This is a genomic window from Kitasatospora sp. NPDC059327 (assembly GCF_042752535.1).
Classification (GTDB): domain Bacteria; phylum Actinomycetota; class Actinomycetes; order Streptomycetales; family Streptomycetaceae; genus Kitasatospora.
In genome coordinates this window covers 1-21,187 of the sequence record NZ_JBHYYB010000051.1, presented here as the reverse complement: position 1 = coordinate 21,187, position 21,187 = coordinate 1, and the positions used below count along the sequence as shown (strand labels likewise).

The window sequence follows — 21,187 nt, the reverse complement described above, 5'->3', positions numbered from 1 at the left end:
GGCCCGGACCGGCCGGTGGTCGCCGGACGCCACCGCGTGCTCCTGTGCGCGCCGTGTGAGCCCCCCTGTGCGCGCCCCCGCCAACCGGCCCGATCCGGCGGAATCGGGTGCATTCCCCCACCCCCGGACCATTACTCTAAGTTGAGTGTGCGTGTCATTGAGTGACCGAAGTGGTGTAGGGTCCCGAGTGGGAACATCGGCGCGGTGCGTCGGCCGGCAGGCCGCCCACCCTCTGGGCCGGCGCCCTGAAGGGGTGCCAGGTCACCGCGTACGGCCACCGGGTGCGCGGCCGGTGGCCCGTGGCCGGGGCGCCAGGCCCCGGGCCGGAGGGGGAGAGGCCGAGTGAGCTCCACCGATGCGGTGCTGCCCGGAGCCGGACGGACGGGCGTGCCGGACGCAGACCTGTCCACGGCCGCCCGGCGCGGCCCGGTCCGCCGGCTGCTGTACAGCCGAAGTCTGCCCGGCACCGTCCTGGGTGCCCTCTGCCTGGCCTATGCGCTGGGTGCCTCCCTCGGCTGGGGCTCGCGCCAACTCGCCGTCTTCATGGGGGACTTCGGCCTGGCGGCGGCCGCCCTCGCGGCCGCCTTGTCCTGCCTCGCCTACGGCTGCACGGTCGGCGGCCACGCCCGCCCGGCCTGGCTGCTGTTCGGGCTCTCCTCGCTCATGGTCTCGTTCGGCAACGGCACCTGGGGCTGGTACGAGCTGGTCGAGCGGACCCAGCTGCCGCAGGACACGCTCGCCGAGTACGCCTTCCTGCTGTTCGCCCCGCTGGCCATCACCGGTGTGCTGGTGCTCGCCCAGCGCCCGCGCAGCGCCGCCGACTGGCTCTGCCTGCTGCTGGACGGCTGGCTGGTGGCGGGCTCGCTGTTCACCCTCAGCTGGAGCCTGGCGCTCGGCCGGATCGCCGCCGGCGAGGACGGCTCCCCGCTGCGGCTGGCCCTCCATCTGGCCTACCCGGTGCTGGACATCCTGCTGGTCAGCCTGGTGGTCGGGCTCCGCTTCGGCGGCCGCGACGGCAACCGGGCCGCGGTGCACACCGCGATGATCGGCCTCGCCGTGACGGTGCTCTGCGACGCCCTCTTCACCTCCCCGGACCTGCGCAGCAGCTACCACTCGGGGGAGCTGCTGGACGCCGGCTGGTTCGCCGGCAGTCTGCTGCTGGCCTGGGCGCCGTGGTCGCCGCGCTGGCGCCGGCCGCTGCGCGAACACCCCTCGGCCGGCGGTCTGCCGCGCCGCCGGGTGGCCACCACCTTCAGCGCGCTCACCCCGTACGCGGCGGCCGCGGTCTGCACCGCCGGGATCCTCTACAACGCCCTCGGCGGGCGGGCGCTGGACCGGGTGGTGGCCTCGGCGGCCTGTACCGTCGGCCTGGCGCTGATCCTGCGGCAGGGGGTGATGCTGCTGGACAACCTGTCGCTGGCGCAGGAGCTGGCCCACAAGGAGGCGCACTTCCGCTCCCTGGTGCAGGGCTCCAGCGACGTCATCATGATCGCGGGCGCCAACGGCGTGCTCTCCTACGTCTCCCCGGCCGCGCTCGGCGTCTACGGGCGGGATCCGGAGGAGCTGGTCGGCGGCAACCTGCTGGACCTCGTCCACCCCGAGGACGTCGACCGGGTGCTGGCGGAGGTCCGCCGCTTCCTCGCCCGGGGCCGGCTCGCCGCGCACCGCTCGCCCGCCGCGGCCGAGCCGTCCGCGGCCCGGGTGGAGTGCCGGATCTGCTCCGGCGCCGGCGAGTGGCTGCACGTCGAGTCGACCGTCAACCGGTACCGCGACGGGCTGATCCTGAACAGTCGGGACGTCACCGAACGCGTGAACCTGCAGGCGCAGTTGCAGCACAACGCGTTCCACGACCCGCTCACCGACCTGCCCAACCGGGCGCTGTTCACGCAGCGGCTGAGAGCCGCCCTCGCCGCCCGCGGCCAGCAGGGCGGGGCGGGCGCCGGGGTCGCCGTGCTCTTCCTCGACCTGGACGGCTTCAAGGCCGTCAACGACAGCGCCGGCCACCAGGTCGGCGACGAGCTGCTGGTGCAGGCCGCCCGCCGGCTGCAGGGCGCGGTGCGCTGCGGGGACACCGTCGCCCGGTTCGGCGGCGACGAGTTCGCGGCGCTGGTCTGCGGCCCGCTCGGCCGGTTGCAGGTGCAGGAGCTCGCCGAGCGGCTGCGGATCGCCCTCTCCGAGCCGTACTGGATCGGCGGCGCCGAACTCAGCGTCGCGGCCAGTATCGGCATCGCCTTCGGCACCCCCGAACGCGGACCGGCCGCCGACCCCCGGGCCGCCACCGACGAGCTGATGCGCAACGCCGACCTCGCGATGTACCGGGCCAAGTCCGAGGGCAAGGGCCGGGTGGTGCTCTACACCCCGGCCATGCGGGCCGATCTGGAGCGCCGGACCGAACTGGAGGAGCGGCTGCGGGTGGCCGTCCGCGAGGGCGGCTTCACGCTGCTGCACCAGCCGGTGGTGGACCTCGCCACCGGCGCCGTCACCGGCGTCGAGGCCCAGGCCCGCTGGCGCTCGGCCCAGGGGCTGCTGCTCACCCCCGCCGAGTTCCTGCGTTCGGCCGAGCACGGCGACGCGGCCACCCGCTTCACCCGCTGGCTGATCCACGAGGCGGTGACGGCCGCCGCCCTGCGGCGCGGCCTGCCGGCGGCCAGAACCCGCTCGGCGCCGGCCCCGGTGCCGGTGTCGGTGCGGCTCTCGGTCCAGCGCCTCTGTTCGCCCGGGATGTACGAGGCGGTGGTCGCGGCGCTGCGCGACACCGGGCTGCCGGCCGGCCAGCTGGTGGTCGAGGTGGCCCGGATGGGCCCGGACACGCTGGCCGACGAGCTGGGCCGGCGGCTCGCCGCGCTGCGCCGGCTCGGCGTCTCGACCGCGCTGGCCGGCTACGGCGCCGGCAACGGCTCGCTGGGCGTGCTGGCCCGGTTGCCGTTCGACAGCCTCAAGCTGGACCGCACGCTGGTCCAGGACCTCGGTGAGTCGGCGCTGGGCCGGACGCTGGCCGGGCACGCGCTGCGGCTCGGCCGGGACCTCGGTCTGGCCACCGCCGCCGAGGGGGTGGACCTGCCGCGCCAGGTCGCCGTCCTGCAGGAGTTGGGCTGCCGGCTGGGCCAGGGGTCGGCCTTCGCCCCGCCGCTGGACGAGGCCCGGCTGCGGCGGGCGCTGGCCCGCCGGGCGTACCCGCTGCCGCGGCCGCTCGGCTCGCTCTCCGGCCGGCGCGCGTACCTGGCCACCGACACCCGGACGGGTGGCCGCCCGGAGGCCGGGGGAGGGCGTGTCGCGTCGCACCACAGCCTCTCCGACCTGCCCGAACACCGGGCCGTGGCCGGGCCGGGACACGGTCCGCATGGCGAGACTGTCATCCCACCTGCTTGACAGTCGACCCCGCACGGGAGGAAGGTCGTTGCCATGCGCACCCGAATTCTCGTACTTGGCGGGCGCGTCGGCTGAGCGGGCCATGCCCCGCTTGTGACAGACCGACGCGCCACCCCTCGCATGCCCTTGGCACGAGGGGTTTTTTGTTGCACTGACGCTGTTCCACTCCGCAAGACCACTGGCCCCGGCCGCCCGATTCCCCCCGATTCCGGTGGGAGAAGAGGGACGATTGGGGCAGAGCCGGCGATCGGCCCGACACGCGGGACCCCACCACCCTCTGACACCCGGGGCCCGCAACCACCCGGGTCGGCAAAACCCGAGAAGAGACAGGCAGATGACCGAGCACGCCGCATCCCCCCGCCGCGGGGACACCCCGGCCGCCCACGCTCCCGCTCCCCAGCACGTCGTCGAGACCATGACCGGCGCCCAGTCGCTCATCCGCTCGCTGGAGGCCGTGGGCGCGGACACCGTCTTCGGTATCCCGGGCGGGGCCATCCTTCCCGCGTACGACCCGCTGATGGACTCGACCAAGGTGCGCCACATCCTGGTCCGTCACGAGCAGGGCGCCGGCCACGCCGCCACCGGTTACGCCCAGGCCACCGGCAAGGTCGGCGTCTGCATGGCCACCTCGGGGCCGGGCGCGACCAACCTGGTGACCCCGATCGCCGACGCCTACATGGACTCGGTCCCGATGGTGGCGATCACCGGGCAGGTCGCCTCCAAGGCGATCGGCACCGACGCCTTCCAGGAGGCGGACATCTGCGGCATCACGATGCCGATCACCAAGCACAACTTCCTGGTCACCGACCCGGCCGAGATCCCCCGGGTGATCGCCGAGGCGTTCCACATCGCCGCCACCGGCCGCCCCGGCCCGGTCCTGGTCGACATCGCCAAGGACGCGCTGCAGGCCACCACCACCTTCCGCTGGCCGGCCGAGACCTCGCTGCCCGGCTACCGCCCGGTCACCAAGCCGCACGCCAAGCAGATCCGCGAGGCCGCCAAGCTGCTGGTGGGCGCCAAGCGCCCGGTGCTGTACGTCGGCGGTGGGGTGCTCAAGGCGCACGCCACGGCCGAACTGCGGATCCTCGCCGAGCTGACCGGCGCCCCCGTGGTCACCACGCTGATGGCGCTCGGCGCCTTCCCGGACAGCCACCCGCAGCACCTGGGCATGCCCGGCATGCACGGCACCGTCCCGGCGGTCACCGCGCTGCAGAAGTCGGACCTGCTGTTCACCCTGGGCGCCCGCTTCGACGACCGCGTCACCGGCAAGTTGGACAGCTTCGCCCCCTACGCCAAGGTCGTCCACGCCGACATCGACCCGGCCGAGATCGGCAAGAACCGCCCGGCCGACGTGCCGATCGTCGGCGACGCCCGCGAGGTGCTGGCCGACCTGATCGTCGCCGTCCAGGCCGAGTTCGACGCCGGCCACCGCGGCGACTACACGGACTGGTGGGCCAAGCTCAACGAGTGGAAGAAGACCTACCCGCTGGGCTACGAGCCCGCTCCGGCCGGGCAGCTCTCCCCGCAGCAGGTCATCGAGCGGATCGGCCGGCTGGTCGGCCCGGAGGCGATCTACGCCGCGGGCGTCGGCCAGCACCAGATGTGGAGCTCGCAGTTCATCCAGTTCGAGAAGCCGGCCACCTGGCTCAACTCGGGCGGCGCGGGCACCATGGGCTACGCCGTGCCGGCCGCCATGGGCGCCAAGGCGGGCCGCCCGGAGGCCTCGGTCTGGGCGATCGACGGTGACGGCTGCTTCCAGATGACCAACCAGGAACTGGTCACCTGCGCGCTGAACGACATCCCGATCAAGGTCGCGGTCATCAACAACGGTTCGCTGGGCATGGTCCGCCAGTGGCAGACCCTCTTCTACAACCAGCGCTACTCCAACACCGTGCTGCACTCCGGGCCCGGCCACGACGGCATCGCGCCGCCGGCCCAGGGCACCCGGATCCCGGACTTCGTGCTGCTCTCCGAGGCGATGGGCTGTGTCGGTCTGCGCTGCGAGCGCCCGGAGGACCTGGACGCGGTGATCAAGCAGGCGATGGAGATCAACGACCGCCCGGTCGTCATCGACTTCATCGTCCACCAGGACGCGATGGTCTGGCCGATGGTCGCGGCCGGCACCAGCAACGACGAGATCCAGTTCGCCAAGGGCGTCCGGCCCGACTTCGGCGACGACCTCGACTGACGCCCCCTCTCCAGAACGACCAAGGGAACAGAGACCCCATGTCCAAGCACACCCTCTCCGTCCTGGTCGAGAACAAGCCCGGCGTGCTCGCCCGCATCGCCTCGCTGTTCTCCCGTCGGGGCTTCAACATCGACTCCCTCGCCGTCGGCCCGACGGAACACCCGGACATCTCCCGGATGACGATCGTGGTCAACGTCGAGGACCTCCCGCTGGAACAGGTCACCAAGCAGCTCAACAAGCTCGTGAACGTGATAAAGATCGTCGAACTCGACCAGACCGCTGCGATCCAGCGGGAACTGGTCCTGGTGAAGGTCCGCGCCGACAACGACACACGGTCGCAGATCGTCGAGATCGTCCAGTTGTTCCGCGCCAAGACGGTCGACGTGTCCCCCGACGCGGTGACCATCGAGGCGACCGGCAGCTCGGACAAGCTGGAGGCCATGCTCCGGATGCTGGAGCCGTACGGCATCAAGGAACTGGTCCAGTCCGGCCTGGTCGCCATCGGGCGCGGCGCGCGTTCGATCACCGACCGCTCGCTGCGCGCCCTCGACCGCAGCGCGTAGCGCGGTCGTCTCACCCCCTGAAGCACCGCCCCACACCCCTGCCGGGTGCACGTACCGTAGGAAAGTACCCGGCAAGACCATCACGCAAGGAGATGTGCCCCCGTGGCCGAGCTGTTCTACGAAGACGACGCCGACCTGTCCATCATCCAGGGCCGCAAGGTCGCGGTCATCGGCTACGGCAGCCAGGGCCACGCCCACGCGCTGTCCCTGCGCGACTCGGGTGCCGACGTCCGGGTCGGCCTGAAGGCCGACTCGAAGTCCCGTGCCAAGGCGGAGGAGGCCGGCCTGCGCGTCGTCACCCCGGCCGAGGCGGCGGCCGAGGCCGACGTCATCATGATCCTGGTGCCGGACCCCATCCAGTCCGACGTCTACGCCGAGTCCATCGCGCCGAACCTGAAGGCGGGCGACGCCCTGTTCTTCGGCCACGGCCTGAACATCCGCTACGGCTTCATCAAGCCGCCGGCCGACGTCGACGTCTGCATGGTCGCCCCGAAGGGCCCGGGCCACCTGGTCCGCCGCCAGTACGAGGAGGGTCGCGGTGTCCCCGCGATCGTCGCCGTCGAGCAGGACGCCTCCGGCAAGGCGCTCGACCTGGCGCTGTCGTACGCCAAGGGCATCGGCGCCACCAAGGCCGGCGTCATCAAGACCACCTTCACCGAGGAGACCGAGACCGACCTGTTCGGTGAGCAGGCCGTCCTCTGCGGTGGCACCGCCGCCCTGGTGAAGGCCGGGTTCGAGACCCTGGTCGAGGCCGGCTACCAGCCGGAGATCGCCTACTTCGAGTGCCTGCACGAGCTGAAGCTCATCGTCGACCTGATGTACGAGGGCGGCCTGGAGAAGATGCGCTGGTCGGTCTCCGAGACCGCCGAGTGGGGAGACTACGTCACCGGCCCCCGCATCATCACCGACGCCACCAAGGCCGAGATGAAGAAGGTCCTCGCCGAGATCCAGGACGGCACCTTCGCCAACACCTGGATCGCCGAGTACAAGGCCGGTCTGCCGAAGTACAACGAGTACAAGAAGGCCGACGAGGACCACCTGCTGGAGTCCACCGGCAAGAAGCTCCGCAAGCTGATGAGCTGGGTCAAGGAAGAGGCCTGATCCTCCAGGCCGGGCCCCGTTCTGGCACTGTCCGATTCTGAAGGGCCCTTGTACAACTAGGCTGCTCCCGTCCGGGTGATTTCGCCGGACGGGAGCAGCCTGGTACCCAGCCCGTCGATACACTCCGAGTGCGCGTCAGGCCCACAGCGTCGTGCGTCTACCTACGCGGCATGCCACCTTCCCCCCGCCTTCCACGCCACCTACGTGCCGGGGAGAACCGGACAGTTAAGGACCACTGTCGTGAGCACTGTGACCAAGAGCGCCGTCGTACTGATCGCCGAAGAGCTGTCCCCCGCGACCGTCGACGCCCTCGGGCCCGACTTCGAGATCCGCCACTGCAACGGCGCGGACCGCACCGAACTGCTGACCGCGATCGCCGACGTGGACGCCATCCTGATCCGCTCCGCCACCAAGGTGGACGCCGAGGCGCTGGCCGCCGCCCGCAAACTGAAGGTGGTCGCCCGGGCCGGCGTCGGCCTGGACAACGTGGACGTCGCCGCGGCCACCAAGGCCGGCGTGATGGTCGTCAACGCGCCGACCTCCAACATCGTCACCGCCGCCGAACTGGCCTGCGGCCTGCTGATCTCGGTCGCCCGCAACATCGCGCCGGCCAACGCCGCCCTGAAGCAGGGCGAGTGGAAGCGCAACAAGTACACCGGTGTCGAGCTGAGCGAGAAGGTCCTCGGCGTCGTCGGCCTCGGCCGGATCGGTGTGCTGGTCGCCCAGCGGATGTCCGCGTTCGGCATGCAGATCGTCGCGTACGACCCCTACATCCAGGCCGCCCGCGCCGCGCAGATGGGCGTCAAGCTCGTCTCGCTGGAAGAGCTGCTGGAGATCTCGGACTTCATCACCGTCCACCTCCCGAAGACCCCGGAGACCATCGGTCTGATCGGCGACGAGGCCCTGCACAAGGTCAAGCCGACCGTGCGCATCGTCAACGCCGCCCGCGGTGGCATCGTGGACGAGGCCGCGCTGGCGAGCGCCCTGCGCGACGGCCGGGTGGCCGGCGCCGGTCTGGACGTCTACGCCAAGGAGCCGTGCACCGACTCCCCGCTGTTCGGCTTCGACAACGTGGTCGCCACCCCGCACCTGGGCGCCTCCACCGACGAGGCGCAGGAGAAGGCCGGCATCGCCGTCGCCAAGTCGGTCCGGCTGGCCCTGGCCGGCGAGCTCGTCCCGGACGCCGTCAACGTCCAGGGTGGCGTGATCGCCGAGGACGTCCGTCCGGGCCTGCCGCTGGCAGAGCGGCTCGGCCGGATCTTCACCGCGCTGGCCGGCGAGGTGGCCGTCCGGCTCGACGTCGAGGTCCGCGGCGAGATCACCCAGCACGATGTGAAGGTGCTCGAACTGTCGGCCCTGAAGGGCGTGTTCGAGGACGTGGTGGCGGAGACGGTGTCCTACGTCAACGCCCCGCTGTTCGCCCAGGAGCGCGGTGTCGAGGTACGCCTGACCACCTCCAGCGAGAGCGCCGAGCACCGCAACGTGATCACCGTCCGCGGCACCCTGGCGGACGGCGGCGAGATCGCCATCTCCGGCACCCTGGCCGGTCCCAAGCAGACCCAGAAGATCGTCGGCGTGGACGCCTTCGACGTGGACGTGGCGCTCACGGACCACATGGCGTTCTTCAAGTACGAGGACCGCCCGGGCGTGGTCGGCGTCCTCGGCCGCCACCTCGGTGACGCCGGCATCAACATCGCCGGCATGCAGGTGGCCCGCGACGGCAGTGGCGCGCTCGCCTCCCTCACCGTGGACACCCAGATCCCGCAGGAGGTGCTGTCGGCGATCGCGGCCGAGATCGGCGCCCGCTTCGCCCGCTCGGTCGACCTGGGCGCCTGAGCCCCGGCAGCCGTTCCGACAGGGCCCGACGCGGCGCTCCGGGTGACTCCCGTCTCAGATACTAGGAAATCCAAGTATTCGTGCAGACAGGGCCAGGCCCTGGTCGTACCGTGGAAGAGCCATACGGTGCGCCGCCCCTGTAGCCAGGGTGTGCGGCCCGTGTGCGCCCGTACGCCGTGGGCAGGCGATCCCCGCCCGGTGTGCTCCCCGCTCCGCCGTGACCCTTCTGGCGACGCGCTTCGCGCGGCACCCCCCTCTCCCCACCCTCTGCGCCCCTCCCCGGCGCACTCGCTTCCAGGAGCCCGGTATGCCCCCCATCGCCGACCGCCACGCCACTCCCGCTCCCGCCGCCCCCGCCGCCCGTGCGCCGCGCCGCCGCCGTGCGGCCGAGCGGCCTCCGTTCGCCGCCGCCGCTCTGCAGCGGGCGCTGGACCGTCGTGACAACGGCGGCGTGACCGGCCACCTCTGAGCCCTCCGGCGGGCCGGGCCTCGCCTGGCCGGGCCGAGCGGCCGGGCCGAGCGGCGCCGGGCCTTTCGTGGCCGGGCCGAGCGGCCTCGGACGGGTGGTGGCGTTCATCCGCCGAATGAGCCACCCGGCCTGACGCCGGGTCACTCCGCCGAGTGCACCTGGCGCCCGTTGGAGGGAAGCTGCTCGCACTGTCCGGCGCGATCATCCTAATTTGGGTGCCCCGGAAGGGTGATCGGCGTTCGCGCGGGCGGGCGTCAGTGGCACGGTGTGCGGATCTGTCCCCCTGCCGGGGGGAGAGGGCCCAGTGCGTCAGTCACCCGTCCGTCGTCCGATCGTCCGGATCGGCCTCACCCTGGCCCTGCTGGCCGGGCCGTTCCTGCTCACCGCCGCCCCGGCGGCCGGCAGTCCCCCGAGGGTCGGCAGTCCACCGACGGCCGCACCACCCGACACCGGCCGCCCGGTCTCCGTCCTGCTGGAACTCGGCACCGAGGCCGCCGGCCGCGCCTGGCGGCAGGCGGGCGCCGACGCCCGGCGGTCCCGGCGCTCCCCGGAGGCCGTCCGCCAGGAGGCCGCGCGGGCCGGAGCCGGCCAGCGGGCCCGCGCGTCCGGCGCGATCGACCGGCTGGCCGAGGCCGTCCGCGGCGCGGCCCCCACCGCCCGGGAGCTGTACCGCACCCGCACCCTGCTCACCGGTCTCGCCGTCACCGTGCCCGCCGACCGGCTGCCCGCCCTGCGCGCGCTGCCGGGCGTCCGGGCCGTCCACCCGATCGTGCCCAAGCGGCGGGACAACGCGTACTCGGTGCCGCTGACCGGCGCGCCGCAGGTCTGGGCCGACCCGGCCGGCGACGCCGGGGCCGGCAACACCGGCCGGGGCGTGCGGATCGGCATCATCGACAGTGGAGTCGACTACACCCACGCGGACTTCGGCGGCCCCGGCACCGAGGAGGCGTTCAAGGCGGTGGACGGGGCGAAGCCCGCGCCCGCCGGGCTCTTCCCCAACGCCAAGGTGGTCGGCGGCCGCGACCTGGTCGGCGACGACTACAACCCGGACCCGTCCTCCCCGCACTACCAGCCCGACCCGCACCCGGACGACAATCCGATCGACTGCGCGCTCAACGGCCACGGCACGCACGTCGCCGGCACCGCCGCCGGCTTCGGCGTCACCGCCGACGGCCACACCTACACCGGCCCCTACCGGCCCGGACTCGACCCGGCCGGCTTCGCGGTCGGCCCCGGCGCCGCGCCCGGCGCGCAGCTGTACGCGATCCGGGTGTTCGGCTGCGACGGCTCCACCGACCAGCTCGCCCAGGCCCTCGACCTGGCCGCCGACCCCAACGGCGACGGTGACCTCGGCGACCGGCTCGACGTCGTCAACCTCTCCCTCGGCAGCCGCTTCGGCTCCATCGACGACGCCGACGCGATCGCGGTCGACCACCTCTCCGAGCTGGGCACCACGGTGGTCGCGGCGGCCGGGAACGAGGGCGACGTCTACGGCATCGGCGGCAGCCCCGGCACCGCCGCCCGGGCCGTCGCCGTCGCCGCCTCGGTCGACCCGCACAGTGACGCCGACGGCCTCACCGTGCTCGCGCCCGAACCGCTCGCCGGGGTCCTCCCGGGCCACTGGAGCGCCCGCTACCGGGGCTGGTCCAGCGCCGAGGTGAGCGGTGAACTCGCCCTGCCCGTCGACCAGTCGGACGGCTGCGCGGCGTTCGGCGAGGCCGACCGGCAGCGGCTCGCCGGGAAGATCGCCGTGCTGGCCTGGCGCACCCGGGAGTCCGAGCGGGCCTGCGGCTCCGGCCCGCGTGCCGACCACGCCGCCGACGCGGGTGCGATCGGCGCCCTGCTCGCCGCCGACGACGACCATCTCGCCGAGATCTCCGGCAACGACCGCGTCCCGCTGGTGCTGTTGGCCCGGGCCGACGGGGAGCGGCTGCGCGCGGGCGCGGCGGCCGGCCCGGTCGCGGTCCGGCTGGCCGCTCCCGGCAACCCGCTGCACGGCGTGGTCTCCCAGGACCAGCCGCAGCGCACCGACACCCTCACCGACTTCACCTCACGCGGGATCGGTGTCCCCGGCGTGGTCAAGCCCGACCTGGCCGCCCCGGGGGAGACCATCTGGTCCGCCAAGGCCGGCAGCGGTCGCGGTGGCCAGCGCGAGGACGGCACCTCGATGGCCACGCCGCACGTCGCGGGCCTGGCCGCGCTGGTCCGCGCCGCCCACCCGGACTGGACGGTCGAGCAGCTCAAGGCCGCGCTGATGAACACCGCCGGGGACACCTGGCTCGGCGACGGCGGTACCGGCCCGGTCTACGGCCCCGAGCGCACCGGCGCCGGGCGGGCCCGGGTCGACCGCGCCGTCCGGACCCCCGCCGTCGCCTACGCGGCGGGCGAGGGCGCGGTGGAGGGCAGCGTCGGGGTCTCCTTCGGCCCGGTGGCCGTCACCGGTCCGCTCACCGCCGTCCGCGAGGTCGAGATCCGCAACCTCTCCGGCACCGCGGCGCTCTACCGCACCGGCTACGCGGCCGCCACCGACCTGCCCGGTGCCCGCTTCGACATCGCGCCCGACCGGGTCGAGGTGCCGGCCGGCGGGACGGCCCGGGTCCGGGTCACCCTCGCCGTGCCGGGGCAGCTCGGGCGCGCGCCCGATCCGACCGTCGACACCACCCAGGGCGGCCGGGCCCGCAGCTACCGGGGCGAGCTCTCCGGCCGGCTGCTGCTCACGCCCGTCTCCGACGAGGCGCTGCCCGAGCTGAGGGTCCCGCTGTTCGCCGCCCCCCGGCAGGCCTCGGACCTGAGCGCGGCGGCACCGGTGCGGACCACGAGGACCGGCGCCCTGGTCGTCCTCGGCGGCACCCGGGCACCGGCCGAACAGCCCGGACTGCTCAGCGCCTTCGCGCTGGGCGGCGAGGGCACCCGCTGGCCCGACTGCCCGCCCGACAGCGGCGCGGCGGTCGGACCGGGGGCCGGCATCGTCCCGGAGGAGAGCACCGAACCCCAGGCGCCGCAGGACGTCTGCGTCGAGCGACCCGGCGACCGGGCGGCCAATCTGCGCGCGGTCGGCGTGGCCTCCGACGCGCCCGCCGTCGCCGACGGGCAGGGCACGCTCTACCTGGGCGCGCAGCTCTGGGCTCCCGCCGCCACCCCGGTCGGCCTGCTCGCCGTCCGCGCCTCGCTGGACACCGACGGGGACGGCGTCACCGACGTCATCGTCAAGGCGGACCGGCAGCGCGGCAGCGACGTCCTGGTGGCCCGGACGGTGGACGCCCGCAGCGGCGTCGAACTGGACGTCCAGCCGCTGAACGCCCGCTGGGGCGACACCGACACCGCGCTGCTGGACAGCGACGTGGTGGTCCTGCCGGTACGGCTGAGCGCGCTGCCCGGCGTGCGGGCCGGGCACAGTACGGTCCGCTACGGGTTCTGGACCGGCATCGCCACCTCCGGGAAGCCCGACCCGGCCGAGGCCCTCTCCGCGATCGGTCTGCGCGGCACCCGGCCCACCCTCGGCGTCGACGTGCTGCACCCCGCCGTGGACGTCCGCACCGGCCCCGGCGGGCCCACCGCGGTGGCCGCCGCGCTCCCGCCGGGGACCGTCCTCGACATCCGCCGCGCCGACGGGGACAGCTCCCGGCTGCTCCTGCTCCATCACTTCAACCGGGACGGTCACCGGGGTCAGGTCCTCACTCTTCCCTGACCGCCTGACCGCCTGACCGCCTGACCGCCTGACCGCCTGACCGCCTGACCGCCTGACCGCCTGACCGAAGGACCGTCGCCCGTGCGCGGCGGTCCTTCGGTGGTCCGGGGCCTTGGCTACCTGCCCCCGGCCCCGGCCCCGCCCCCGCCCCCGTCACCGGTGGTGGCGGCGGCACGGCGGACGCGGCGCGGGGTACGGGTGGGCCGGTGGCGCAGCCGGCCGAAGACGGCGGTCAGGGTGATGACGGCGGCCGAGGCCAGCGCGAGGACGAGACCCTCGCGCAGGCCCGGCGGGCGGAACGAGCAGGTGATCCGGTCCGCGCCGGCGCCGAGCGGGACGCCGATCATGCCCAGGACGGCGCGCGGCGGCGCGAACCCGCCCCCGCCGGCCGCGCAGGTCCAGCCCGTGGCGGCCGGGACGGAGAGCAGCGCCGTCCCCGTGCCGCCGGGCGGGAGGGCGGCCGTCAGGGTGTGCCCGCCGGCCGTGACCGAGCGGGCGCCGGTCGCGGTGAGCCGGGCGAGGGCGGCGTCCAGCGCGCCGGGGCGCAGACAGCCGATCGGCCGGGCCGGGACCTGGCTGACGGCGTCGGCGCGCAGCACCACCCGCACCACGCCGTCGGCGGGCACCGGCCCGAGTTCGTGGATCGGCACGGCGGTGGTCGGCTGCTCGCCGTCGCCGCGGTACGTGGTGCCGAGGCCGCTCACGGTGCCGTCGAACCAGACCCCGTGGAAGAACGCGGTGCCGCCCGGGGTGCAGGCCGCGGTGAACGCGGTGCCGTCCGCGCCGGCCGGGGTGGCGGGGATCGACCAACCGCTGCTGCCGTGCTCCGCCGGTGCCGGGCCGCCGGCCGGGACGGGACCGGGGATGTCGTACACCGGGCCGCCGAGCAGCGACTCCTGTCGGGACCAGACCGAGGAGGTGTCCGGGGCGGCGCCCGCCGGGAGCACGGTGACCAGCGGGGGAGCGGCGGACCGGACGACCGTGAAGCCGTCCGGCGGCGGCCCGTCGGCCAGGTGGGTCCGGACGGCGAACAGCGCCCGTCCGACCGGGTCGGTGACGCTCTGCGTCAGCCGGCCACCGGCCGACCAGCCGGCGCCCAGGTCGTGCAGCAGCAGGGCGGTGACGGTGGGCAGGTAGCCGCTGGAGTAGCCGCCGCCCTGGCCGTCGAGCAGCGGCGGGTCGTTCGGGGTGAAGGCGTGCGGCCCCGGGTCGCTCCGGGCCCGCGGCCAGTCGGCGGCCCGGTGCAGCGCCCCGTGAGCGGCCCGGACGGCGGCGGCGGAGGGGGCCCCGGCGGCCGGGACGCCCAGCGCGGCGTAGGCCGACCAGACCGCCCCGCCGAGCACCGCGCCGCCCAGGACGGCGGTGGCGGCGGCGCCCGCCCGCCGGTCGGTGTGCCGGTGCTCCAGCGTCCACAGCGCGGTGAGCAGGACCGCGCCGCCCAGCGCGAGCAGCAGCCAGGTGGACACCCGGACCGAGTGCTGCCCGGCCGCGAGCCCGGCCACCAGGAGGACCACCGCGCCGCCGCCGAGCAGGGTGGGCCCGTCCGGCCGGTGCGCCAGCGAGACCCAGCCGGCCAGCACCAGCAGGCCGCTGAGCACGAAGGACACCCGGTACGGGCCGCCGGCCGGGATGGCCAGGCCGTGCCAGACCAGCACGGTGGGCGTCCAGACGAAGCTCAGCACCACCAGCGCCAGCAACCCGCACCAGACGATCCGCTCCCGGGCCCGCACCCGCCGGTTGAACGGCAGCCCGGCCACCAGCAGCAGGCCCAGCAGGCCGATCGAGACGTCCGGCAGCGGCCGGCCGGTCTGGGTGCCCGGCAGCAGCTGGGCGAGGTGCCCGCCCAGCCCGGACGGGCCGAGCGGCTGGACGGGGGACTCGGGCTGGGCGTCCTGGGCGGCCCGGACGGCGACGAACAGCACCGGCGCGGCGAGCAGGACCCCGGCGCCGGCCGCGGTGACCGCCCGCCCGGTCACCCGGACCACGGTCTTGAACGGCCGCCGGACGGCCGCCAGCCGTACCGCCAGCACCAGGCCGGCCGTGATGGTGGCCATCGCGGCGGTGTAGAGGTTGCCCGCCCAGGCGAGGGTGACGCAGAGGGTGCCGGCCACCCAGCGCCGCTCGTGCAGGCACCAGTCACCGGCCAGCACGAGCAGCGGCAGCGAGACCAGCCCCCAGAGCCACATCGGGGCCGCCCCGCCGACGGTCGGCACCCAGGCGCAGAGCCCGTAGCCGACGGCGGCGACCGCCCGCAGCCACCGCGGCCCGGCGTGCAGCCGGCCCAGCACGTGGGCCATCAGGGCGGTGCCCAGGCCGATGCTCAGCAGGGCGACCAGGAAGACCGCGAGCTGGCCCCGGTCGCGGGGCAGCAGGACGGTCGGCCAGGAGAACGGGTTCATCAGGTAGGCGAAGAAGTCGGCCAGGAACGGCGCCCCGTACCCGCTGTTCCAGTTGAACAGCAGGTCCCCGGCGGCCTGTCCGTGCACCAGGTCCCAGAGCTGGGCGTGGAACGGGACGGCCGTCTGCTCCGATCCGGGCGGCCAGGTGCCGCGCAGCCCGGCGGCGATCGCGTACCCGGCCATGGCCGTGCCCCCGGCCACCCCGCAGACCCGTACCTCCGGCCACCGCGTACCCATGGCGAGCTGCCCCGTTCTGCGAGGAATGTTCGATCGGATGCCCGTGAGCATAAGCGCGCCCCCGGCGCGGACGGCGCCGCACGCGCTCCCTCGTGGGAGGGACCTGCGGGAGAACCCCGCCGAGTAGCCTGAGAGCGTCCGTCAGGATGCCCGCATGGGAGGAATCATGACCATCGAGTCGTACCCGGACTGGCTCCGTCCCCCGGTTGAGGGGTACACCGCCGAGGATCTCGACCGGCTGCCGGATCTCCCGCCGCACACCGAGCTGCTCGACGGGAGCCTGATCTTCGTGAGTCCGCAGACGCTGTTCCACATGGCGACGCTCAAGCGGTTGGAACGGGCACTCGACGACGCCGTGCCGGCGGGGTGGCTCGTGTGGAGGGAGGTGACGGTGAGGCTGAACCCGCGGAACCGGCCCGAGCCTGACCTGCTCGTGGTGGACGAACGCGCCAACACCGACTCCAGGCGCACGTCCTGCGAGGCCGGCGACGTCCTGCTCGTCGTCGAGGTGGTCTCCGAGGAGTCCCGGGAGCGCGACCGGCAGGTCAAGCCGCGCAAGTACGCGGCCGCCGGCATCCCGCACTTCTGGCGGGTGGAGGACGACGGCGAGGGCCGTCCGGTCGTGCACACCTACGAGCTCGACCCGGCCACCCTGTCCTACGGGTTGACCGGGATCCACCACAAGCAGCTGAAGCTCGAACGGCCGTTCCCGCTCGACCTCGACCTCACCTGACCACGCGTCCGGATAGTGGACGCCAGGTGTCACCCCCTGGGACGGCGGAGTAGGGTCCGACCATGTCTCGCACCATTCGTCTCGCAGTAGTTCCCGGTGACGGCATCGGCCAGGAAGTGGTGGCCGAAGGCCTCAAGGTCCTTGGCGCGGCGCTGCCCGCCGACGTGAAGCTGGAGACCACCGAGTACGACCTCGGCGCCCGGCGCTACCACCGCACCGGCGAGACGCTGCCGGACAGCGTGCTGGAGGAGCTGAAGTCCCACGACGCGATCCTGCTCGGCGCCATCGGTGACCCGAGCGTCCCGTCGGGCGTGCTGGAGCGCGGGCTGCTGCTGAAGCTGCGGTTCGCCTTCGACCACCACATCAACCTGCGGCCGGGCCGGCTCTTCCCCGGCGTGAACTCGCCGCTGGCCGGTGACCCCGAGATCGACTTCGTGGTCGTCCGCGAGGGCACCGAGGGCCCGTACGTCGGCAACGGCGGCACGCTGCGCACCGGGACCCCGCACGAGGTGGCCACCGAAGTCAGCCTGAACACCGCCTACGGCATCGAGCGGGTCGTCCGGGACGCCTACCGCCGGGCCCAGGCGCGGCCGCGCAAGAAGCTGACCCTCGTCCACAAGAACAACGTGCTGGTGCACGCCGGTCACCTGTGGACCCGGATCTTCGAGCAGGTCGGCCGGGAGTTCCCCGAGGTCACCACCGACTACCTGCACGTCGACGCGGCGACCATCTTCTTCGTCACCCAGCCCGAGCGCTTCGACGTGATCGTCACCGACAACCTCTTCGGCGACATCCTGACCGACCTCGCCGCCGCCGTCACCGGCGGGATCGGCCTGGCCGCCAGCGGCAACATCAACCCGAGCGGCGACTTCCCGTCGATGTTCGAGCCCGTGCACGGCTCCGCGCCGGACATCGCGGGCCAGGGCAAGGCCGACCCGACCGCCACGGTGCTGTCGGTCGCCATGCTGCTGGACCACCTCGGCTTCGCCGCGGAGGCCGCCGCGGTCGAGGCCGCGGTCGCCGCGGACCTGACCGAGCGCACCGGCACCCGGACCACCTCCCAGGTCGGCGACGCGCTCGTCGCCCGAGTATCGGGGTAGCGGGCCGGATCCGACACACGGGATCCGGCCGGGAGGCCGGATCCGACGAGCGGTGTTCCGGCCGAAGGGGCCGGGGCGCACCAGCGCACAACCGCGGCGGTCGACTCCTCGATGGGTCGGCGGCTGTTCGGCACGGCCCTCTGGATGCGAGTATCGACAGTGGGCCGTGCCGTCGTGCGTTCGTTCGCCGAAACGTTCACCCGACGGAGGCGGCCCGGACCAACCCCACGGTGAAGGACACACAGCCATGAGCACGCCCACCCAGGCGCCCATCACGTTCGACCTCAAGCCCTCCGCACACCCGCTGTCCGACGCGGAGCGCGAGGCCCGGCTGGCCAACCCCGGCTTCGGGCGGATCTTCACCGACCACATGGTCACCATCCGCTGGACCGAGGGCCTGGGCTGGCACGACGCCCAGCTGGCGCCGTACGCGCCGCTGGAGATCGACCCGGCGAACATGACGCTGCACTACGGTCAGTCGATCTTCGAGGGCCTCAAGGCCTACCGCCAGGCCGACGGTTCGATCGCGACCTTCCGCCCGGAGGCCAACGCCGCCCGCTTCCAGGCCTCCGCCCGCCGCCTGGCGATGCCGGAGCTGCCGATCGAGACCTTCGTCGAGGCCGTCGAGCACCTGGTGCAGCAGGAGCAGGGCTGGGTCCCCGACCAGCCGGAGCAGAGCCTCTACCTGCGGCCGTTCATGTTCGCCACCGAGGTCGGCCTGGGCGTGCGCCCGGCCAACTCCTACCTCTTCATGATCATCGCCTCGCCGGCCGGTGCCTACTTCTCCGGTGGCGTCAAGCCGGTCTCGGTCTGGCTGTCCGAGGACTACGTCCGCGCGGCGCCGGGCGGCACCGGCGCCGCCAAGTGCGCGGGCAACTACGCTGCCTCGCTGGTCGCCCAGGCCGAGGCCGCCGCCAAGGGCTGCGACCAGGTGGTCTGGCTCGACGCCGCCGAGCACCGGTGGATCGAGGAGATGGGCGGGATGAACCTGTACTTCGTCTTCGGCGAGGGCGAGGACGCGAAGATCGTCACCCCCGAGCTCTCCGGCGCGCTGCTGCCCGGCATCACCCGCGACTCGCTGCTCCAGCTCGCCACCGACCTCGGCTACGCCGTCGAGGAGCGGAAGATCTCCACCGACGAGTGGAAGCGGGGCAACGCGGACGGCACCCTCACCGAGGTCTTCGCGTGCGGCACCGCCGCCGTCATCACCCCGGTCGGCTCGGTCAAGTCCCGCGGCGGGGACTGGACCGTCGGCGCCGGCGAGCCGGGCCCGACCACCATGGAGCTGCGCCGGGCACTGCTGGCCATCCAGGGCGGCCAGCAGCCCGACACGCACGGCTGGCTGCACAAGATCGTCTGATCCCGCACCGCCTCCGGCCTGCGCCGTTTCGGATCGCGAGACGGCCGGGCCGGAGCCGGGCGGGTGTGCCACACTGCGAACGTGTCCTCGCTTTCGCTGATTATTAGCAGCAGGCGCGCCGGTCCGCAGTGACCGCTCCGCAATACCCGAAGCGGAGTGACCACCAGCGTCCAGACCCGCGCGCAGACCTCTCGCACCCGCGAGGGGTCTTTTGCTTTTCGGGCCCAGCCCGAACGGCACACCCCCGGACCGGCCGGAGCCCCCACAAGGGGCCCAGGGACACCGGGCGCGCGCGGGATGCTGGACAGTGGAGCCGGATCAGAACCGGCAGAGCAGTACCAACCTCCCGGAACGGAGACCCAGGGCCATGACCCAGGCCAGCAATCGCACCGACGACAGCTTCCACGTCTTCGACACCACCCTGCGCGACGGCGCGCAGCGCGAGGGCATCAACCTCACGGTGGCCGACAAGCTGACCATCGCCCGGTACCTGGACGAGTTCGGGGTCGGCTTCATCGAGGGCGGTTGGCCCGGCGCCAACCCGCGGGACACCGAGTTCTTCGCCCGGGCCGCCGCCGAGCTGGACCTCCGGAACTCCCGACTGGTCGCGTTCGGCGCCACCCGGCGGGCCGGCGGGAAGGCGGCCGAGGACCCGCAGCTGGCCGCCCTGGTGACCTCCGGCGCCCCGGTGGTCACGCTGGTCGCCAAGGCCCACGACCGGCACGTCGAGCTGGCGCTGCGCACCACGCTGGACGAGAACCTGGAGATGATCCGGGACAGCGTGGCGTACCTGCGCGCCCAGGACCGCCGGGTGTTCATCGACTGCGAGCACTTCTTCGACGGCTACAAGGCCAACCGGGCCTACGCCCTCGCGGTGGTCCGCGCCGCGCACGAGGCCGGCGCCGACGTGGTGGTGCTCTGCGACACCAACGGCGGGATGCTGCCGGCCGGGGTCCGCGACATCGTCGCCGACGTGCTGGCGGAGACCGGCGCCCGGCTCGGCATCCACGCCCAGGACGACACCGGCTGCGCCGTCGCCAACACCCTGGCCGCGGTGGACGCCGGCGCCACCCACGTGCAGTGCACCGCCAACGGCTACGGCGAGCGGGTCGGCAACGCCAACCTGTTCCCGGTGGTCGGCGCGCTGGAGATCAAGTACGACCGGCGGGTGCTGCCGCCCGGCAGCCTGGCCGAGATGACCCGGATCTCGCACGCCGTCGCCGAGGTGGTCAACCTGACCCCCTCCACGCACCAGCCGTACGTCGGCCACTCCGCCTTCGCCCACAAGGCCGGCCTGCACGCCTCCGCGATCAAGGTCGACCCGGACCTGTACCAGCACATCGACCCCGAGACGGTCGGCAACACCATGCGGATGCTGGTCTCCGACATGGCCGGCCGCGCCTCGGTCGAGCTCAAGGGCAAGGAGCTCGGCTACGACCTCTCCAGCGACCGGGACCTCGCCGGCCGGGTGGTCGCCAAGGTCAAGGAGCAGGAGAACCTCGGCTACACCTACGAGTCCGCCGACGCCTCCTTCGAGCTGCTGCTCCGCGACGAGGTGCGCGGCAGCCGCGAGCGCTTCTTCACCCTGGAGTCCTGGCGGACCATCAGCGAGCAGGGGCCCAACGGCTTCACCGGCAACGAGGCGACCGTCAAGCTCCGGGCCGAGGGCGAGCGCCGGATCGCCACCGGCGAGGGCAACGGCCCGGTCGACGCGCTGGACAGGGCGCTGCGCACCGCGCTGGAGCGGAGCTACCCGCAGCTGGCCAAGCTGGAACTGGTCGACTACAAGGTCCGCATCCTGGAGGGCCAGCACGGCACCGGCTCCAAGACCCGGGTGCTGATCGAGTCCACCGACGGCACCACCAGCTGGTCCACGGTCGGCGTGGCCGACAACGTGATCGCCGCGTCCTGGGTGGCCCTGGACGACGCCTACACCTACGGCCTGCTGCGGGCCGGCCTGGAGCCGTCCGCCGGGTGAGCCCCGCGACGGTACGGCCCACGGACCCCCGGGTCCGTGGGCCGCACCGTTTCGGCGGCCGCCTCGTTCACCGCAGGCGGGCGAGGAGGGCGTGTTCGACGAGGGTGATGAGGGCGCTCTTGGCGCTGTCGCGTCGTCGGGCGTCGAGGGTGATGACGGGGGTGTC

12 protein-coding genes and 1 pseudogene are annotated in these 21,187 nt (G+C 73.6%); 11 read left to right on the top strand and 2 right to left on the bottom strand.

The features are described from left to right. Positions 1-438: 438 nt before the first annotated feature. From ACFXHB_RS27150 to ACFXHB_RS27120, 7 genes are all read left to right on the top strand, one after another. The gene (locus ACFXHB_RS27150; protein ID WP_380577302.1) at positions 439-3,369 is read left to right on the top strand and encodes a putative bifunctional diguanylate cyclase/phosphodiesterase; all 2,931 of its coding nucleotides are present in this window, start codon (positions 439-441) and stop codon (positions 3,367-3,369) included. A 334-nt stretch (positions 3,370-3,703) separates the two neighbouring features. Further along, a complete protein-coding gene (locus ACFXHB_RS27145; RefSeq protein WP_380577262.1) occupies positions 3,704-5,557 on the top strand; it encodes an acetolactate synthase large subunit in 1,854 nt (617 codons plus the stop codon). 38 nt (positions 5,558-5,595) lie between these two features. Further along, the gene (gene ilvN, locus ACFXHB_RS27140; RefSeq protein WP_380577261.1) at positions 5,596-6,120 is read left to right on the top strand and encodes an acetolactate synthase small subunit; all 525 of its coding nucleotides are present in this window, start codon (positions 5,596-5,598) and stop codon (positions 6,118-6,120) included. Positions 6,121-6,222: 102 nt separating this feature from the next. Further along, positions 6,223-7,221 carry a ketol-acid reductoisomerase gene (gene ilvC, locus ACFXHB_RS27135; RefSeq protein ID WP_380577260.1) on the top strand — a complete coding sequence of 333 codons (999 nt, stop codon included), beginning with the start codon at positions 6,223-6,225 and terminating at the stop codon, positions 7,219-7,221. A 249-nt stretch (positions 7,222-7,470) separates the two neighbouring features. Continuing rightward, on the top strand, positions 7,471-9,057 hold the full coding sequence (gene serA, locus ACFXHB_RS27130; RefSeq protein ID WP_380577301.1) for a phosphoglycerate dehydrogenase: 1,587 nt from the start codon (positions 7,471-7,473) through the stop codon (positions 9,055-9,057). Positions 9,058-9,364: 307 nt separating this feature from the next. Beyond that, entirely contained in the window at positions 9,365-9,526 is a 162-nt protein-coding gene (locus ACFXHB_RS27125) for a hypothetical protein (protein WP_380577259.1), read from the top strand. A 304-nt stretch (positions 9,527-9,830) separates the two neighbouring features. Further along, positions 9,831-13,214 (top strand): S8 family serine peptidase, encoded by a 3,384-nt coding sequence (locus ACFXHB_RS27120; protein ID WP_380577258.1) that lies wholly within the window; start codon positions 9,831-9,833, stop codon positions 13,212-13,214. Positions 13,215-13,330: 116 nt separating this feature from the next. Here the strand turns inward: ACFXHB_RS27120 and ACFXHB_RS27115 are convergent, their stop codons facing one another. Beyond that, on the bottom strand, positions 13,331-15,850 hold the full coding sequence (locus tag ACFXHB_RS27115) for a YfhO family protein (protein ID WP_380577257.1): 2,520 nt from the start codon (positions 15,848-15,850) through the stop codon (positions 13,331-13,333). Positions 15,851-16,016: 166 nt separating this feature from the next. Here ACFXHB_RS27115 and ACFXHB_RS27110 point away from each other — a divergent pair, with 166 nt between their 5' ends. The 4 genes from ACFXHB_RS27110 to cimA all read left to right on the top strand — a co-directional run bounded on the left by ACFXHB_RS27110 (position 16,017) and on the right by cimA (position 21,021). Beyond that, a complete protein-coding gene (locus ACFXHB_RS27110) occupies positions 16,017-16,583 on the top strand; it encodes a Uma2 family endonuclease (protein WP_380577256.1) in 567 nt (188 codons plus the stop codon). A 62-nt stretch (positions 16,584-16,645) separates the two neighbouring features. After that, positions 16,646-17,683: a 3-isopropylmalate dehydrogenase gene (locus tag ACFXHB_RS27105; protein WP_380577255.1), complete on the top strand. Its 1,038-nt coding sequence runs from the start codon at positions 16,646-16,648 to the stop codon at positions 17,681-17,683. Between the two features lie 247 nt (positions 17,684-17,930). Next, entirely contained in the window at positions 17,931-19,043 is a 1,113-nt protein-coding gene (locus tag ACFXHB_RS27100; protein ID WP_380577254.1) for a branched-chain amino acid aminotransferase, read from the top strand. Between the two features lie 367 nt (positions 19,044-19,410). Further along, positions 19,411-21,021, top strand: coding sequence for a citramalate synthase (cimA, locus tag ACFXHB_RS27095; RefSeq protein WP_380577253.1), 1,611 nt, complete (start codon positions 19,411-19,413; stop codon positions 21,019-21,021). 67 nt (positions 21,022-21,088) lie between these two features. Here the strand turns inward: cimA and ACFXHB_RS27090 are convergent. After that, positions 21,089-21,187 (bottom strand): annotated as a pseudogene (locus tag ACFXHB_RS27090) (ATP-binding protein); the annotation flags it as partial.